Origin of the sequence: Nocardia brasiliensis, assembly GCF_011801125.1 — a bacterium.
GTDB lineage: Bacteria > Actinomycetota > Actinomycetes > Mycobacteriales > Mycobacteriaceae > Nocardia > Nocardia brasiliensis_C.
Genome location: NZ_CP046171.1, coordinates 1,919,863 through 1,935,570, shown reverse-complemented (window position 1 = coordinate 1,935,570; position 15,708 = coordinate 1,919,863). Strand labels below are relative to the sequence as shown.

The 15,708-nt window shown below is 68.4% G+C and carries 17 protein-coding genes; 8 read left to right on the top strand and 9 right to left on the bottom strand.

The features are described from left to right. Nucleotides 1-4: 4 nt before the first annotated feature. Complete coding sequence (locus F5X71_RS08665; protein WP_167461478.1) at nt 5-652, bottom strand: DsbA family protein; 648 nt, start codon at nt 650-652, stop codon at nt 5-7. 177 nt (nt 653-829) lie between these two features. Here F5X71_RS08665 and F5X71_RS08660 point away from each other — a divergent pair, with 177 nt between their 5' ends. From F5X71_RS08660 to F5X71_RS08645, 4 genes are read left to right on the top strand one after another with little or no spacing between them, the layout of a single operon-like run. After that, a complete protein-coding gene (locus tag F5X71_RS08660; RefSeq protein WP_167461477.1) occupies nt 830-2,065 on the top strand; it encodes an NAD(P)/FAD-dependent oxidoreductase in 1,236 nt (411 codons plus the stop codon). Between the two features lie 13 nt (nt 2,066-2,078). Beyond that, the gene (locus F5X71_RS08655) at nt 2,079-2,480 is read left to right on the top strand and encodes a YciI family protein (protein ID WP_167461476.1); all 402 of its coding nucleotides are present in this window, start codon (nt 2,079-2,081) and stop codon (nt 2,478-2,480) included. After that, complete coding sequence (locus F5X71_RS08650) at nt 2,477-3,799, top strand: RNA polymerase sigma factor (RefSeq protein ID WP_167461475.1); 1,323 nt, start codon at nt 2,477-2,479, stop codon at nt 3,797-3,799. The genes F5X71_RS08655 and F5X71_RS08650 overlap by 4 nt, the downstream gene beginning before the upstream one ends. Next, nucleotides 3,789-4,274, top strand: a complete 486-nt coding sequence (locus F5X71_RS08645) for an NUDIX domain-containing protein (RefSeq protein ID WP_167461474.1) — start codon at nt 3,789-3,791, stop codon at nt 4,272-4,274. The genes F5X71_RS08650 and F5X71_RS08645 overlap by 11 nt, the downstream gene beginning before the upstream one ends. Before the next feature lie 6 nt (nt 4,275-4,280). On the opposite strand, the gene F5X71_RS08640 is transcribed toward F5X71_RS08645, so the two are convergent. Further along, the gene (locus F5X71_RS08640) at nt 4,281-5,105 is read right to left on the bottom strand and encodes a phosphoribosylaminoimidazolesuccinocarboxamide synthase (RefSeq protein ID WP_167461473.1); all 825 of its coding nucleotides are present in this window, start codon (nt 5,103-5,105) and stop codon (nt 4,281-4,283) included. Nucleotides 5,106-5,217: 112 nt separating this feature from the next. Between F5X71_RS08640 and pepN the strand changes: the two genes are divergently transcribed. Further along, nucleotides 5,218-7,797 (top strand): aminopeptidase N, encoded by a 2,580-nt coding sequence (gene pepN / locus F5X71_RS08635; RefSeq protein ID WP_167461472.1) that lies wholly within the window; start codon nt 5,218-5,220, stop codon nt 7,795-7,797. A 54-nt stretch (nt 7,798-7,851) separates the two neighbouring features. Here pepN and F5X71_RS08630 read toward each other — a convergent pair whose 3' ends face one another. From F5X71_RS08630 to F5X71_RS08610, 5 genes are all read right to left on the bottom strand, one after another. Continuing rightward, complete coding sequence (locus F5X71_RS08630) at nt 7,852-8,649, bottom strand: NAD(P)H-binding protein (protein ID WP_167461471.1); 798 nt, start codon at nt 8,647-8,649, stop codon at nt 7,852-7,854. A 213-nt stretch (nt 8,650-8,862) separates the two neighbouring features. Then, nucleotides 8,863-9,327, bottom strand: coding sequence for a DUF5130 domain-containing protein (locus tag F5X71_RS08625; protein WP_167461470.1), 465 nt, complete (start codon nt 9,325-9,327; stop codon nt 8,863-8,865). Then, complete coding sequence (ctaJ, locus tag F5X71_RS08620) at nt 9,314-9,616, bottom strand: aa3-type cytochrome oxidase subunit CtaJ (protein WP_029895288.1); 303 nt, start codon at nt 9,614-9,616, stop codon at nt 9,314-9,316. The genes F5X71_RS08625 and ctaJ overlap by 14 nt, the downstream gene beginning before the upstream one ends. 246 nt (nt 9,617-9,862) lie before the next feature. Further along, nucleotides 9,863-11,464, bottom strand: coding sequence for a glycoside hydrolase family 13 protein (locus F5X71_RS08615; protein ID WP_238815789.1), 1,602 nt, complete (start codon nt 11,462-11,464; stop codon nt 9,863-9,865). Between the two features lie 145 nt (nt 11,465-11,609). Further along, nucleotides 11,610-12,038: a globin gene (locus tag F5X71_RS08610; RefSeq protein WP_167461469.1), complete on the bottom strand. Its 429-nt coding sequence runs from the start codon at nt 12,036-12,038 to the stop codon at nt 11,610-11,612. Nucleotides 12,039-12,386: 348 nt separating this feature from the next. On the opposite strand from F5X71_RS08610, the gene F5X71_RS08605 reads away from it, so the two are divergent. Beyond that, nucleotides 12,387-13,091 (top strand): HNH endonuclease, encoded by a 705-nt coding sequence (locus F5X71_RS08605; protein WP_174817026.1) that lies wholly within the window; start codon nt 12,387-12,389, stop codon nt 13,089-13,091. 22 nt (nt 13,092-13,113) lie between these two features. Here the strand turns inward: F5X71_RS08605 and F5X71_RS08600 are convergent, their stop codons facing one another. Then, on the bottom strand, nt 13,114-13,683 hold the full coding sequence (locus F5X71_RS08600; protein ID WP_167461468.1) for a helix-turn-helix domain-containing protein: 570 nt from the start codon (nt 13,681-13,683) through the stop codon (nt 13,114-13,116). Between the two features lie 79 nt (nt 13,684-13,762). Between F5X71_RS08600 and F5X71_RS08595 the strand changes: the two genes are divergently transcribed. Together F5X71_RS08595 and F5X71_RS08590 are read left to right on the top strand one after the other, a co-directional pair. Further along, on the top strand, nt 13,763-14,485 hold the full coding sequence (locus tag F5X71_RS08595; protein ID WP_167461467.1) for an AzlC family ABC transporter permease: 723 nt from the start codon (nt 13,763-13,765) through the stop codon (nt 14,483-14,485). Continuing rightward, nucleotides 14,482-14,793 carry an AzlD domain-containing protein gene (locus tag F5X71_RS08590; RefSeq protein WP_167466313.1) on the top strand — a complete coding sequence of 104 codons (312 nt, stop codon included), beginning with the start codon at nt 14,482-14,484 and terminating at the stop codon, nt 14,791-14,793. The genes F5X71_RS08595 and F5X71_RS08590 overlap by 4 nt, the downstream gene beginning before the upstream one ends. 246 nt (nt 14,794-15,039) lie before the next feature. On the opposite strand, the gene F5X71_RS08585 is transcribed toward F5X71_RS08590, so the two are convergent. Then, the gene (locus F5X71_RS08585) at nt 15,040-15,705 is read right to left on the bottom strand and encodes a hypothetical protein (RefSeq protein ID WP_167461466.1); all 666 of its coding nucleotides are present in this window, start codon (nt 15,703-15,705) and stop codon (nt 15,040-15,042) included. Between the last annotated feature and the right edge of the window lie 3 nt (nt 15,706-15,708).

The following is a 15,708-nucleotide window of genomic DNA, read 5'->3' as shown; positions in this document are numbered from 1 at the left end:
TCGCTCAGTCGAACGCGGGATCCTCGTCGCGGGTGCGCTTGAGTTCGAAGAAGTGCGGGTAGTCGGCCAGCGTCACCGCCGCGTCCCACAGCTTGCCCGCCTGCTCGCCACGCGGGATCCGCGACAGCACCGGACCGAAGAACGCGGTGCCGTTGATGTGGATGGTCGGGGTGCCGACATCCGGGCCGACCTTGTCCATGCCCGCGTGGTGGCTCTTGCGCAGAGCCTCGTCGTAGTCGGTGCTCTCGGCGGCCTTGGCCAGCTCGGCGGGCAGGCCGACCTCGGCCAGCGCGTCGGCGATCACCGCGGCCAGCGATTCGGCGCGCGAGTCCCGTTCGTATTCGGCGCGGCGGTCGTGGATCCGGCTGCCCATCGCCGTGTAGAGCGGCAACAGCACCTTCTCGCCGTGCTCCTGGGCGGCGGCGATGGCGACGCGCACCGGCCCCCAGCCGGTGGCAAGCAGTTCCTTGTACTGCTCGGGCAGGCCCTCTTTGTTCTCGTTCAGCACCGACAGGCTCATCACGTGGAATCGCGCCTCGATGTCGCGGACCTGCTCGACCTCGAGAATCCAGCGGGAGGTGATCCAGCACCAGGGGCACAACGGGTCGAACCAGAAGTCGGCAACATCTTTCGTGGAGCCATTGTCACTCACGGCGGGTCCTCTCGAATCGCATGCTCGTCGGGGCGGTGTCCCCCCAACCGCTATACCCAGCAACCACGGCGGGCGCCGATTCGTTCCCGTCCGCGGCGGCGTTTTCCGCCACGGCCCGCACCGCCCGGTTAGGGTTGAGCCGCAGGAGTCCGGTTTCCTCTCGACAAGGAGTCCGCTATGAGTTCGGGGCAGCGTTATGTCATCGTCGGCGGCGGGCTCGCCGCGGCGAAGCTGGCGGAAGCATTGCGCGCCAACGATTTTCCTGGGCCACTGACCGTACTCGGCGCGGAGCGGCACCTGCCGTACGAGCGACCACCGCTGTCCAAGGAACACCTGCTCGGCAAGAAGGCGCTCGCCGAATTCACCGTCGATCCGGCCCAGTGGTACCGCGACCACAATGTCGATCTGCGCCTCGGCACCACGGTGACCGGCCTGGACCCGGCCGCGAAGACCGTCACGCTGCCGGACGGCTCCTCCGTCGCCTACGACAAGCTGGCCCTCGCCACCGGATCGACACCGCGCACCCTGTCCCTGCCCGGCGCCGACGCGCCCAATGTGTACACGCTGCGCACCATCGACGACTCCGACACGTTGATCGAGCTCTTCGCCGGCGCCACGCAACGCATCGTGATCATCGGGGCGGGCTGGATCGGCCTCGAGGTCGCGGCCGCGGCCCGCGGTGCCGGCGTCTCGGTGACCGTCGTCGAGAGCGCGGAGCAACCGCTGCTCGGCGCGCTCGGCCCGGAGATGGGCGCGGTGTTCGCCGACCTACATCGTGCGCACGGGGTCGACCTGCGGCTCGGCGCGCAGGTCAGCGCGATCACCACCACCGAGGGCATCGCGACCGATCTGGCCACGGGCGTGCGACTCGGCGACGGCAGCGTCATCGAGGCCGAAGCGGTGCTGGTGGCGGTGGGCGCCAGCCCGAACATCGAGTTGGCGCGGGCCGCCGGGCTCGCGGTCGACGGCGGCGTGCTCGTCGACGAACACCTGCGCACCAGCGACCCGGACATCGTCGCGGTCGGCGACATCGCCGCGCAGCAGCATCCGGTGCTCGGCCGCCGAATTCGAGTCGAGCACTGGGCGAACGCGCTCAATCAGCCCGCCGTCGCGGCCGCGACCATGCTCGGCAAGCAGGCGAGCTACGACCGGCTGCCCTACTTCTTCACCGACCAGTACGACCTTGGCATGGAGTACACCGGCTTCGCCGCGCCCGGCGACTACGCACGGGTGGTCACCCGCGGCGATGTCGCGGGCCGCGAGTTCGTCGCGTTCTGGCTGGACGCGGACAATCGCGTCCTCGCGGGCATGAATGTCAACGTCTGGGACGTGACAGATCGCATCAAGGAATTGATCCTGGACGGCGCACCGGTCGACCCGGACGCGCTCGCCGACACCTCGAAACCACTGTGATACGGACCCGCTGATGAAATACATGCTGCTGAAGACCTACGGCTCCGCCGCCCACTGCGACACACCGATCAACGAGTGGTCCCCCGAAGAGATCCAGGCGCACATAGACTTTCAGCGCGCCCTCGGCGAGCAACTGGCCAAGTCGGGTGAGCTGGTAGACGCGCAGGGGCTCGCCGGTCCGTCCGAAGCCCGCATCGTCAGCTCCGACGGCCGCAGCGCGCCGATGGTGACCGACGGACCGTTCCCGGAGACGAAAGAGTTCTTGGCCGGGTACTGGATCGTGGATGTGGAAAGCCCGGAACGAGCCTACGAGATCGCCGCGCAAGCCTCGGCGGCCCCGGGTCCGGGTGGTAAACCGATCGGCGAATACATCGAGGTGCGACCGGTCATGCACGCTCCGGCCACCCAGCAGTGACCAACCGGCGAGCGGTGCCCGACGACACACCGCTCCCGGCGAGGGCCGAGGACCTGTTGCGCGAGTTGGCGCCACAGGTCCTCGGTGCGCTGGTCCGCCGTTTCGGCGATTTCGATACCGCGGAGGACGCGCTGCAGGAGGCCATGGTCGCCGCCGCGACGCAGTGGCCCGTCGAGGGTCTTCCGGATAATCCGCGCGGCTGGCTGATCCAGGTGGCACAGCGCCGGATGGCCGACGCGGTGCGCGCCGAGGTAGCCCGGCGACGCAGGGAGACAACGGCATTCGACCGCGACGTGATCGATGCCAGGCCGATCGACCAGGACGACACGCTGGCCATGTTCCTGCTCTGCTGCCATCCGGCGCTGTCGAGCGCCAGCGCGGTGGCGCTGACGCTGCGCGCGGTCGGCGGATTGCGCACGGCGGAGATCGCGCGGGCCTTCCTGCTACCGGAAACGACGATGGCGCAACGGATCACGCGCGCCAAGGCGAAGCTGGCGACACTGGACCGGCCGTTCGCGGCGACGGCGGACCCGGATTCGGCGCAGTGGCGCGAGCGGCTCGCCGCGGTGTTGCACGTGCTGTATCTGATCTTCAACGAGGGCAATACCAGCACGTCGGGTCCGGAACTGCACCGCACGGACCTTTCCGGTGAGGCGATCCGGCTGGCCCGCATGGTGCATCGGCTGCTACCGACGGATACCGAGGTCACCGGCCTGCTCGGGTTGATGCTGCTGACCGATGCCCGGCGCGCGGCCCGCACCGGCGCGCACGGCGAACTGATCCCGCTGGCCGAACAGAACCGGGCGCTGTGGGACCGCGCGCAGATCGTCGAGGGCGTCACGCTGACGACCGGCACGCTGACCGCGGGGCTCGGTGGGCCGTACCAGATCCAAGCGGCCATCGCGGTACTGCACGCGCAGGCGCGGACCGCCGAGGACACCGACTGGGCCAAGATCCTCACCCTGTACGACCTGTTGGACCGGCTCTCGGACAACCCGGTGGTGACTTTGAATCGAGCGGTCGCGCTGGCGATGGTGCAGGGCCCCGACGCTGGTCTCGCCCTGGTCGACACCCTCGGCGACCGCCTCGCAGGCAGCCACCGGCTCGACGCCGTCCGCGCCCATTTGCACGAGATGGCAGGCGATCCCGAGGCCGCGATCGCCGCCTACCTCGCCGCCGCGGACCGCACGCATAGTGTCCCCGAACACCGCTATCTCACCCTGCGCGCCGCCCGCCTGCGCCAGGCGTGCGCCGACATGCGCGGGCGCCGGGTGTCATGCGACGGGCAGGTGCGGGCAGACTGCGAGGGTGACGGATAAGACCAGTGCCGGCGTGCTGCTGTTCCGGCGGACGAACGACGAGACGATCGAGGTGTTGCTCGGGCACATGGGTGGCCCGTTCTTCGCGCGCAAGGACAACGGCGCGTGGTCCATCCCGAAGGGCGAGTACGAGCCGGAGCTGGAGGACGCCAGGGCCGCCGCGAGCCGCGAATTCCACGAGGAGCTAGGGCTTTTCGTGCCACCGGGCGAGTGGATCGCGCTCGGCGACGTGCGCTACAGCAGCGGCCGAGGCAAGAAGACCCTCACCGTCTGGGCCGTCGAGGCCGACCTCGATCTCACCGACATGGTGCCGGGCACCTTCGAGATGGAATGGCCGCCTCGCTCCGGGAAGCAGGCCACCTTTCCGGAGATCGACCGCGCCGACTGGTTCGATCTCACCACCGCGCGCGACAAGCTCGGCGCGGGCCAGCGCCCGTACCTGGATCGCCTGCGCGAGCAGCTCGCGCAGGCGTGACCCGGGCTACGACCAGGTGCTGCCGGTGATGAGTTCGTAAGCCTCGCGGTACTTCTGGCGGGTGACCTCGACGATGTCGGCCGGAATCTCGGGGCCGGGGTATTCCTTGTTCCATCCGGTCGACGTGGACCAGTCCCGGACGAACTGCTTGTCGAAGGAACGTTGCGGACGGCCCGGTTCCCACTCGGCGGCGGGCCAGAACCGCGACGAATCGGAGGTGAGCACCTCGTCACCGAGGGTGAGGGTGTCACCGTCCCAGCCGAACTCGACCTTGGTGTCGGCGACGATGACACCGCGCTCGGCGGCGTGCGCGGCACCGCGGGTGTAGATGTGCAGGGTCAGCTCGCGCAGCCGCTCGGCCACCGCGCGCCCCTCCTGGTGCACCACATCGTCGAAGGTGATCGACTCGTCGTGACCCTCGGACGCCTTGGTGGTCGGGGTGAAGATCGGCTCGGGCAGCTTGTCGCCCTCGCGCAGGCCGGGCGGCAGCGCGACACCGGACACCGCGCCGGTCTGCTGATATTCCTTCAGGCCCGACCCGACCAGGTAGCCGCGGGCGATGCACTCGACCTGCACCATCTTCAGCGGCTTGACCCGGATGGCACGGCCGGCGAACTCGGCGGGCACATCGGTCGCGGAGATCACATGGTTGGGCACATCGGTGAAGTAGTCGAACCACCAGTTGGACAGCTGGGTCAGCATCGCGCCCTTGTCCGGGATCGGCGTCGGCAGCACCACGTCGTAGACCGAGACCCGGTCGGACGCGACGAGCAGCAGGGTGTCGCCGTCCTCGTAGAGGTCGCGCACCTTGCCGGCGTGCACATGCTTCACTGCGCAGCTCCATTCCTGGATAGGGTTTCAGAAAAAAGTCCCGCGCGGGCAACCTTACCCAGGTGGCATCGTGGGGAGCGCCCGAGTAGTTCTTCGAACCCGAAGGAGCCTTATGTCCGCACCGAACCTGACTCGCGACCAGGCCATCGAACGCGCCTCGACCGTCTCGGTCGAGAACTATCGCATCGACCTCGACCTGACCGACGGTGCCGGCAAACCGGGCGAACAGACCTTCTTCTCGCGCAGCACCGTCACCTTCACCGCGACGCCGGGCGCGAGCACGTTCATCGATCTGGTCGCACGCGGCGTGCGCTCGGCGGTGCTCAACGGCACCGCGCTCGACGTCACCGGCTACGACGAGTCCACCGGCATCACGCTGCCCGACCTGGCCGCGACCAACGAACTGGTGGTGGAGGCCGACTGCGAGTACTCCCACACCGGCGAGGGCCTGCACCGCTTCGTCGATCCGACCGACGACGCCGTCTACCTGTACTCCCAGTTCGAAACCGCCGACGCCAAGCGGATGTTCGCGTGCTTCGACCAGCCGGACCTGAAGGCCACCTTCGACGTGCGGGTCACCGCGCCGCAGGACTGGCAGGTCATCTCCAACAGCGCCGTCGTGGAAACCCTTGCGGCAGAACCGGGTAAGCATGTCTTCCGCACCACCCCGCGGATGAGCACCTACCTCGTCGCGCTGATCGCGGGCCCGTACGCGCAGTGGACCGACGTCTACACCGACGACCACGACAGCATCCCGCTCGGCATCTACTGCCGCGCCTCGCTCGCCGAGCACATGGACGCCGAGCGGCTGTTCACCGAGACGAAGCAGGGATTCGGCTTCTACCACAGCAACTTCGGCGTGCCGTACGCGTTCGGCAAGTACGACCAGCTGTTCGTGCCGGAGTTCAACGCGGGCGCGATGGAGAACGCGGGCGCGGTGACCTTCCTGGAGGACTACGTCTTCCGGTCCAAGGTGACGCGCGCGTCCTACGAGCGTCGCGCCGAGACCGTGCTGCACGAGATGGCACACATGTGGTTCGGCGACCTGGTCACCATGAAGTGGTGGGACGACCTGTGGCTGAACGAGTCGTTCGCGACCTTCGCCTCGGTGCTGTGCCAGGCCGAGGCGACCGAATACACCAGTGCCTGGACAACTTTCGCGAACGTGGAGAAGTCCTGGGCGTACCGGCAGGACCAGCTGCCCTCCACCCACCCGATCGCCGCCGACATCCCGGACCTGGCCGCAGTGGAGGTCAACTTCGACGGAATCACCTATGCCAAGGGCGCTTCGGTGCTCAAGCAGCTCGTCGCCTACGTCGGGCTCGAGCCGTTCCTGGCCGGGCTGCGCGCCTACTTCGCCGACCATGCCTACGGCAACGCGACGTTCGACGATCTGCTCACCGCGCTCGAAAAATCTTCCGGGCGTGACCTTTCCACCTGGGGCGCGCAGTGGCTCAAGACCACCGGCCTGAACACCCTGCGCCCCGAGTTCGAGGTCGACGGTGACGGCAAGTTCACCTCGTTCGCGGTCGTGCAGGACGGCGCCGAACCCGGCGCCGGCGAGCGCCGGGTGCACCGGCTCGCCATCGGCGTGTACGACGACCACGACGGAAAGCTGGTGCGCACCAAGCGCGTCGAGCTCGACCTCGACCCCGCCGAGCGCACCGACGTGCCCGAGCTGGTCGGCGCATCCAGCGGGCAGCTGGTACTGGTGAACGACGACGACCTGACCTACTGCTCGGTGCGCCTCGACCCGGGCTCGCTGGACGTGCTGATCAACCGAATCGCCGATATCGCCGAGCCGCTCCCCCGTACCCTGGCCTGGTCGGCCGCGTGGGAGATGACCAGGCAGGCCGAACTGCGGGCCCGCGACTACCTCGCGCTGGTCCAGCGCGGCGTCGGTGCGGAGACCGAAATCGGTGTGGTGCAACGACTCCTGATGCAGGCCAACCTCGCACTCGCCAGCTACGCCGACCCGGAATGGGCGGCGAGCACCGGCTGGACCGAGTACGCGGACCGGCTGCTGGAACTCGCGCGCGAGGCCGAGGCGGGCTCGGATCATCAACTGGCCTTCGTCAACGCGCTCGCCGGCGCCAAGCTGTCGGCCTGGCACACCGAGGTGCTGCGCGAGCTGCTCGACGGCGACCCGGCCAAGGTCGGACTGCCCGGCCTCGTGGTCGACACCGACCTGCGCTGGCGCCTGGTCATCGCGCTGGCGATCGCGGGCGAGATCGACGCCGACGGCCTGGCCACCCCGTTCATCGACCAGGAGCTCGCCAACGACCCGACCGCGGCGGGCAAGCGCCAGGCGGCCACGGCGGCGACCGCGCGTCCGATCGCGGAGGTCAAGGCGCAGGCGTGGCACACGGTGTTCGAGGACGACTCGGTCTCCAACATCACCACCCGCGCGATCGTCGCCGGTTTCGCGCCGGTCGGTCAGGCCGAGTTGCTCGCGCCGTACGTCGAGCGCTACTTCGCCGAGGTACCGCAGGTCTGGGAACGGCGCTCCAGCGAGGTCGCGCAGACCGTGGTGGTCGGCCTGTACCCGATCTGGGACGTCAGCGCCGACGCGGTCGCCGCCGCCGACAAGTTCCTCGCCGGTGACCTCCCGCCCGCCCTGCGCCGCCTGGTCAGCGAGGGCAAGGCGGGCGTCGAACGCGCCCTGCGCGCCCGCGCGTTCGACGCGCGCTAGTGCGTCGTGCCCCCGCCCCGCCGGATCACCGGACCGGGGCGGGGGCTTCGTCGTTCACGCGAAGGCCGCGGTATTGGCCGCCGCCCAGCTCGCGAACGTGGTGGCGGGACTACCGGTGAGCTCCGCCACGGTGCCGGTGGGTTCGGGCTGCCAACCGACCATAGATCCGGTCGTGTCCACGTACCATTCGGCGCCGTCCCCCATGCTGCGGGCGAAGATCTGAATCGCCTCCTCGCGCGGCACCTTTCGCACCGTGAGCCGCCGCCCGAGCGCCGTGCCGATCTGCTGGACGCGCTCGGCACGAGTGAGTGCCTGCGGACCGGTGAGCTCGTAGGTCCGGCCCGTGTGACCGTCGGAGAGCAGGACCGCCGCGGCGACCCGCGCGATGTCGTCCATCGTGATCGGCATGCTCGCGACCTCGGGGAACGGATCGCGAATCTCGTCGGACGCACGGATCTGATCGGCCCAGATCGTGGAGTTCTCGATGAAGTCACCGGTGAACAGATGCGTCCAGTCGATCCCCGAGTTCTCGACCGCGGTCACGATCGGCGTCCAATGGGCTTCGCCCGAGAGATCCACGATCTGCTTGACACCAGCCTGCTCGGCCAGCGCCACCACCTCGTCGACGGTGTCCAGCAGCGGCGCGAGATACATCCGGTCGACCCCCTCGAACGCGGCGGGCAGCGAGGACACGCGGCCCAGGTAGCCCTCGACGACTTCGACGCCCGCGGGCAGCGCGGCCCGCGCCGGGTTGTTGGTGAGCGCACGCACGTTGGGCGCTCCGGCCGCGACGAGATGATCGACGACCTTGCGACCGATGTTGCCGGTGGCTCCCGTGACAAGAATCTGCATCTCCCCACGGTGCGCGAGCGGCGCGACGACCAACAACCCCTATATCTGGTGCTTGCCGAAAAGAATCGGATCACGTCTGCGCGCGCTGGTGCACGCGAACGAAACCGGCGCGCACACCCTGCTCGGGTGTGCGCGCCGGAAGAAGAACACGCTCGCGGTTTCGCCGATGCGGCACGCGACCGCCCAGCGGCGGTAACGCCTGGTTTCGGATACTCAGCGGCCGATGGCGGCGGCCATCACGCGGACCGCGGAAACCAGTCCGTCGATCAGCTGCCCCTGCCGGAACGAGCTCAGCGCGGCGGTGACGCCGAGCTGGCAGACGCGGTCGTTCGCGCGGTCGGCCACATCGCGACCGGAGCGCACCTCGATCGCCTTGTCGTTGGGCGAGACGGCGATGAGCACCGACCCCTTCGCCTCGGGGGTCGAGGGGAAGATCGCGTCCGCGCCCGCGGCCGGATCGGCGCCGAGATCGCCGATGTAGATGTTGAACCGCACCTTGGTCGCGCGGGTCGCCTCGGTGAGCACGTTGTCGACGGTCAGGCGCTCTTCATCGCTGAACGGGGCCTCCTTGAACACGTCGCCTGCCTCGTGCACACCGGACACGCGTCCGCTGCTGGTGACGACGTACCCGTGCGGCAGGTCGGCCTCGACCACCGCGGGCCACTTAGAACTTGCCACTTGCCCGGCCTCCGATCAGCTCCGCCTTGGGGGCGTCGATGGCCGCGTGATGACCATGCGGCTCCGCATGCCCGCCGTGCGCCTCTTCCGCCCTTTCGTGATGAACCGCCGAGGTCACCTCGTCGGTCGCACTCCACAGCACCGGCGCCGACGTCCACTGCTGACCGAGGTCGTAGTGGGCCGGCTTCTCACCAGCGAGTGGCTTACCGAGATACGACAATCCGGCGATCGCGCCATAAATCACCAGCGGGATGCCGCCGAAGATCAGCACTGTCTCGAGAATGCTCACAGTCCAACGGTAGACGATGCTGTGTAGTAGTTCGCCTTCTGGTGGCCCTCACCCACCGTGTCGCCCTCCGTCCGGACCCGTCGCGGCACCCTGCGACCGCCCGCCCGCGATCAGGTGCGAGACCCACGCAAACGCACTGGACCACGCTCGGTCGCAGCTGGAATTCCAGCAAATCCCTTGGCGCCCAGCGATTTTGCCATTGCGCACGCACTCCGGCTCAGCTGTGCACACGCACTCGGGTGATCACTAGACCAGCCAGGCGGACGCGTTCGGCGGCAGCAGCCCACCCTCGAGTGGGACGCTGGCGAGCAGCACGTCGCCGGGTGGCAGTTGGGTCGGCGTGTTCGAGGCGTTGAGCACGCAGACCAGTCCGCCCGGACGACGGAACGCGAGGCAACCGGGCGGGCTGCCGTACCACTCGATCCGGTCGCCCGCGAACTCCGGCCGCATGCCGCGCAGCTCGATGGCCATCCGGTACAGCGAAAGGGTCGAGCCGAGTTCCTCCAACTGCGCCTCGACCGTATCGCTCGCCCAGGCGGCGGGCATCGGCAACCACGGTGTGCCGGTGGTGAATCCGAACGGTGGCGTGTCGCCCTCCCAGGGAATCGGCACCCGGCAACCGTCGCGGCCGCGTTCGCTGTGCCCGGACCGTTCCCACGCCGGGTCCTGGAGCGCGTCGTCCGGCAGGTCGTCCACGTTCGGCAGGCCGAGTTCGGCACCGTTGTAGATGAACACGGCCCCGGGCAACGCGAGCTCGAGCAGGATCATCGCGCGTGCCCGGGCCACCCCCACCGGTCCGCCGCCGTAACGGGTGACCTCGCGCTTGATGTCGTGGTTGGACAACGTCCAGGTGGGGGCGGCGGCTACCGGAGTGACCGCGGCGAGCGAGTTGTCGATCGCGTCGCGCACACTGTCCGCGTCGAACTCGGTCTCGGCCAAGCGGAAGTTGAACGCCAGGTGCAGTTCGTCGGCACGGACGTATTCACCGAAGCGGACGTTGTCGTTGACCCATACCTCGCCGATGGACACCACGTCGGGATATTCGTCGAGCACCGTGCGGATGCGCCGGTGGATCTCGTGCACCGCCGGATTGTTGAAGCGCAGATCGTCGTCATCGTTGACGAGCAACGCGGAGGTGACCTTCGCCATGTCCGGCAGCCCTTCGGGCTTGGCCATGCCGTGCGCCACGTCGATCCGGAAGCCGTCGACGCCGCGGTCGAGCCAGAAGCGCAGCGTTTTCTCGAAGTCCGCGGCCACCTCCGGGTTTTCCCAGTTCAGATCCGGCTGTTCGGGCGCGAAGATGTGCAGATACCACTGACCGGGCGTGCCGTCGGCTTCGCGGACCCGGCTCCAGGCCGGACCGCCGAAGATGCTCGGCCAGTTGTTCGGCGGCTCGTCGCCACCCGGCCCGCGTCCGTCGCGGAAGATGTAGCGGGCGCGTTCGGGGCTGCCCGGCCCCGCCTCGAGCGCCTCGTGGAACCACGGATGCTCGCTGCTGGTGTGGTTGGGCACCAGGTCCATCGTGATCTTGATCTGGCGATAGTGCGCCTCGGCGATCAGCTCGTCCATCGCGGCCAGCCCGCCGAACATCGGGTCGATATCGCGGGGATCGGCGACGTCGTAGCCGCCGTCGGCCATCGGCGAGCGCATCACCGGACACACCCAGAGCGCGTCGACCCCGAGTAGTTCCAGGTAGCCGAGCTTGTCGCGGACCCCGCCGAGATCACCGACGCCGTCGCCGTCGGAATCCGCGAAGGATCGGGGATATACCTGGTAGAACACGGCCGACCGCCACCATGGTGGTGTGCTGCGATCCACCGTCGCCGGCCCGGCTGGTGTATCAGTCACACAGGCAATAGTGCCAAAGATCTACGGTAAAAACCCTTAGGCGGAGCAGTAATCTCAACTTCGGGCAAATTGCCAGCGAGCGCGCGGATGCGTCGGCCGAGACGGGAAGTACCTCGGGCCGCAGGGGTACGCGCGTGCGGCGACCTCACCAGGGTGCGTTCATCAGCGAATTCGCCGCCATCTCCATATAGTCGAGCAGCGCCTTGCGATGCTCGTCGTCGAGCAGCTCGGGTTCGATCTCGGCCACGGCGATTCGCATGCAGCGCAGCCACGCGTCGCGCTCGATCGGCCCGATGACGAACGGGTTGTGCCGCATCCGCAGCCGCGGATGGCCACGCTCCTCGGAGTAGGTGCGGGGGCCGCCCCAATATTGCTCGAGGAACATCCGCAGCCTGCGTTCGGCGGGACCGAGGTCCTGCTCTGGGTAGAGCGGGCGGAGCACCTCGTCGGCCGCCACCTCGCGGTAGAACGAGGCGACGATGCGCCGGAACGTCTCCGCCCCGCCGACCGCCTCGTAGAACGACGTCGTCGGCTCGCCCGCCGTTGCCGCTGCTGCCTGCTCGCCCGAAGTCATAGACCCTCTCGATTCGCTGGATGCGCCTCAACCATTGTGCGACCTTCCCAGCGCCCCGTCACCTTTGCCCCATCCCCACGGTTATCGCCGAGAATCGCGACGATCGCCAATTCCGCGGCGCGCGGCCGTTGCGGGCAAGCGCGCTCCGATCGCCGCGCTCGTGGTCGCACAGCCCGCCCACATGGCCGTTTCCGGCGGTAGAAAATCGCGGACTGGTGGCTCTTCAGCCACAGTTAACCGGACATTGTTGAAAATCACCGTGCAATGGCCGTCGTTCCATGGTCAACTGAGTGGCAATCTCTGCCGAGCTAACAGCATGATCCTGCCAATCATGAAATTGAGGTCCAGATGAAGCAGCGGCATAGCGCCAGGTCACACGAGGCGCGAGCGCATCGACAACTCCAGCCCGCCGACGTCCACAATCGTGGGTCGGGGGCTACTCCGCTGCATATCTTGTCCGATTATCATCCGGGCGCGCATCACGGTCATCCCGAGCATGCGCACCGCTTCGCACCGCCGCCCAGTGAGACACCGAGCTGGTTGAAGCGCCGAGTGCTGCTGTTGAACGCCACCTACGAGCCGCTCACCGCTCTGTCCGCGCGCCGCGCGATCGTCCTGCTCATCTGCGACAAGGCCGACACCGTCCATCATGACGCCGACGGCCCGGTAGTCCACTCCGCCGAGTCCGCCGTCACCATTCCCTCGGTGATCCGCCTGCGCAGCTACGTCCACGTGCCGTATCGGGCCCGCGTGCCGATGACCCGCGCCGCCCTCATGCATCGCGACCGCTATCGCTGCGGCTACTGCGGGAGCAAGGCCGAAACCATCGACCACGTCATCCCGCGCAGCCGGGGCGGCGAACACTCCTGGGAGAACTGCGTCGCCAGTTGTGCGCCGTGCAATCACCGCAAAGCCGACAAGCTGTTGAGCGAGCTGGGCTGGACATTGCGCGCACCGCTGGTCTCGCCCAAGGGCCCGCACTGGCGGCTGCTGTCCACCACGGCCGATCTCGACCCGGTCTGGTTGCAGTACCTCGGCGAGGGCGCGGCCTGACCGTCCCGAACGCCTCGGTGGCTCACGGGTATTCGTTCACCAGCATCGCCCAGGTGCCGGGTTCGAGCGCCTCGAAGACGTGCGGGAGATCGCTCGGATACGAGGTGTAGTCGCCGGGGTGCAGTTCGACCGGCTCGTCGGCCAGACCGACCATGGCCCGGCCCGCCGCGAGCAGCACATGTTCGACCGAGCCCGGCATATGCGGGTCCGAGCTGCGCGCGTGCCCGGGTTCGGCGGTCACCCGGAACAGGTCGCGGCGCGTGCCTGGCGGGCTGGCCGCCAGCAACGCGGCGCGATAGTCGGAACGCTCGGCCGCCAGCACCGGCCCCTCCCCCGCGCGAATCACCTGAACCCGCGGTCGCGGCGGATCGAGCAGGCGCGAGAAGGGCATGTCCAGCGCGACGCACAGCGCCCACAGCGTCTCGATACTCGGATTGCCGGTGCCCGATTCCAATTGCGAGAGTGTGGACTTCGCGATGCCCGCGCGACCCGCGACCTCGGTGAGGGACAGCCCGGCCCGCGCCCGTTCCCGCCGCAGCGCGACAGCGATGATCGCCTGCGGCGTCGTCGCCGTCGCTTCGTCCCGCACCATCCCAGCTCCCCTCACGTAGCAGACCGCTCAACAGAAAACCATATTGACGAATCCGGCCACCATGTTCACCATAAACAACATGCGTTCGATATGGCGAACACTCGGCCGGGACACGTCCACCGGAATCGCGGCGGTCTGTCTCGCGGTCTGGGTGATCGGCGTCTCGTACGGTGCCACCGCGGTGACCAGCGGACTTCCGGGATGGCTGCCCATCGTGCTCGGCGTCACGGTGCTGGCGGGCGGGGCGGAATTCCTGTTCATCGGGATCGTCGCGGCAGGCGGCAGTCCGATCGCGGCCGTGCTGGCGGGCTTGGTGGTCAACGCCAGGCATCTGCCGTACGGGCTGTCGGTGCCGGACGTGGTGGGCACGGGCTGGCGCCGCATGGTCGGCGTGCACCTGATGAACGATGAAGCGGTGGCGATGGCCCTCGCGCAACCGGACGCCGCACGCAGACGGGCGGCCTACTGGGCCACCGGTTTCGGCGTGTTGCTCGCCTGGCCCACCGGGGCTGCGGTCGGCGCGTTGATCGGCTCGGCGGTATCCGACACCTCGATCCTCGGACTGGACGCGGTATTTCCCGCGGTGCTGCTCGCGCTGGTGATTCCGGCGTCGCGTGACCGCGCGACGCTACGCGCAGTGCTGGTCGGCGTGACACTCGCCTTGCTCAGCGCGCCGTTCCTGCCCGCCGGAATGCCGGTGCTGGTGGCACTTTTGGGCGTACTGGTCGCGATTCCACGGCGAGAACAACCCGTGCCGGCGCCTGAACGCACACCCACCAGCCTGGAGCCGAGTTGCGAATGATGTTGCTGGCCGGAATGTTCGCGCTCGCCGCGGGCACGTTCGCCTTCCGCTGGGCCGGGCCGGCCTTGCGCGAGCGAATCCGCTTCCCCGCGCGGGTAGTTCGCGTGCTCGAGGTCGGTGCGGTGGTGTTGCTCGCCGCACTCGTCGCGGTGACCGCGCTGCCTGCGGGCACCGGTCATCTCGGATTCGCCTTGCCCGCAGGGGTTCTCGTAGCCGGTGTGCTGGCGTGGCGCAAATTGCCGATCCTGGTGGTCATCCTCGCGGCCGCCGCGACGACCGCACTCCTACGTTTTCTCGGCGTCGCCTGAGCGCCGAGACATGTTGCACGGCAACCTATTCAATGCTTCGGACGCGACTCAGTGCGTAGCCGATCCTGATCGATGTCGTAGCACACGACCTCATCCGACGGCGGTTCTCCCTCCCGAACGGACAAGTCGTATGTCACCGTAATCCCTTGCCTTTCAATACATCCCACCCACATGGAAGGCTAGTCAGCAGCGGCGAACCAACCCAGCCGCAGAACACGGTGCCCCCGACTCCTTGGGTGCGCGTGATCAGGTGGGCGAGAGCGGTATTCCGCCGCCGATGCGGCGCGCGACCGAACCGTAGCGGGCGTCGATGCGCAGCCAGGTTCGGCTGGCCCGCACGCGGACGATCTCGGTCGGCCTGATGCGCCGCGAGTCCGCCTTGTCACCGGAGTGCGGAATGAAATCCATCGCGGTGAGGGCGAAGACGACCCGCATCGGAACTTGCACCTGGGTGCCCGACCCAGAGACGGTCAGCACCGTCTGATCGAGCAGTGAGGCGGGCGGACCGTGGCTGCTGCCATGTTCCTTCGCCAACCGCGCACCCTGCTCGGCGAGTTCGACCAGGGTGCGCGCCGGGACATCGTCGATGTGCGCGAAACCGTCCGGCGGGGGCAGCGCGCCGCGCCAGGCGGAATCCATCGAATACCCGAGGTCGATCGGCAGGCCGGAGCCCAATCCGGTCAACACCAGCTCGGCGTCGACGGTGACATCGTCGACGCCGAGCTCGGCGACCACGGTGCGCACCGCGAGCGTCTCGAAACCCGTTGCCACCCAGGCCGACACGTACTGCTCCCCGCGGCGGCGGATTCGCACCACCGCCGCGGGGTCCAGCCGCACCGCCCGAGTCAGGAACGTCGCGAGATTCTCCCGCTCCGCCGGATCGGACACGTGCAACACACGTTGTTCAGACATCAC

Excerpts from the sequence above, each read along its gene's own strand:
- F5X71_RS08660 (WP_167461477.1), top strand. The coding sequence starts at position 830 with ATGAGTTCGGGGCAGCGTTATGTCATCGTCGGCGGCGGGCTCGCCGCG.
- F5X71_RS08655 (WP_167461476.1), top strand. The coding sequence starts at position 2,079 with ATGAAATACATGCTGCTGAAGACCTACGGCTCCGCCGCCCACTGCGAC.
- pepN (WP_167461472.1), top strand. The coding sequence starts at position 5,218 with ATGTCCGCACCGAACCTGACTCGCGACCAGGCCATCGAACGCGCCTCG.
- F5X71_RS08630 (WP_167461471.1), bottom strand. The coding sequence starts at position 8,649 with ATGCAGATTCTTGTCACGGGAGCCACCGGCAACATCGGTCGCAAGGTC.
- F5X71_RS08610 (WP_167461469.1), bottom strand. The coding sequence starts at position 12,038 with ATGACTTCGGGCGAGCAGGCAGCAGCGGCAACGGCGGGCGAGCCGACG.
- F5X71_RS08605 (WP_174817026.1), top strand. The coding sequence starts at position 12,387 with ATGAAGCAGCGGCATAGCGCCAGGTCACACGAGGCGCGAGCGCATCGA.
- F5X71_RS08600 (WP_167461468.1), bottom strand. The coding sequence starts at position 13,683 with ATGGTGCGGGACGAAGCGACGGCGACGACGCCGCAGGCGATCATCGCT.
- F5X71_RS08595 (WP_167461467.1), top strand. The coding sequence starts at position 13,763 with ATGCGTTCGATATGGCGAACACTCGGCCGGGACACGTCCACCGGAATC.
- F5X71_RS08590 (WP_167466313.1), top strand. The coding sequence starts at position 14,482 with ATGATGTTGCTGGCCGGAATGTTCGCGCTCGCCGCGGGCACGTTCGCC.
- F5X71_RS08585 (WP_167461466.1), bottom strand. The coding sequence starts at position 15,705 with ATGTCTGAACAACGTGTGTTGCACGTGTCCGATCCGGCGGAGCGGGAG.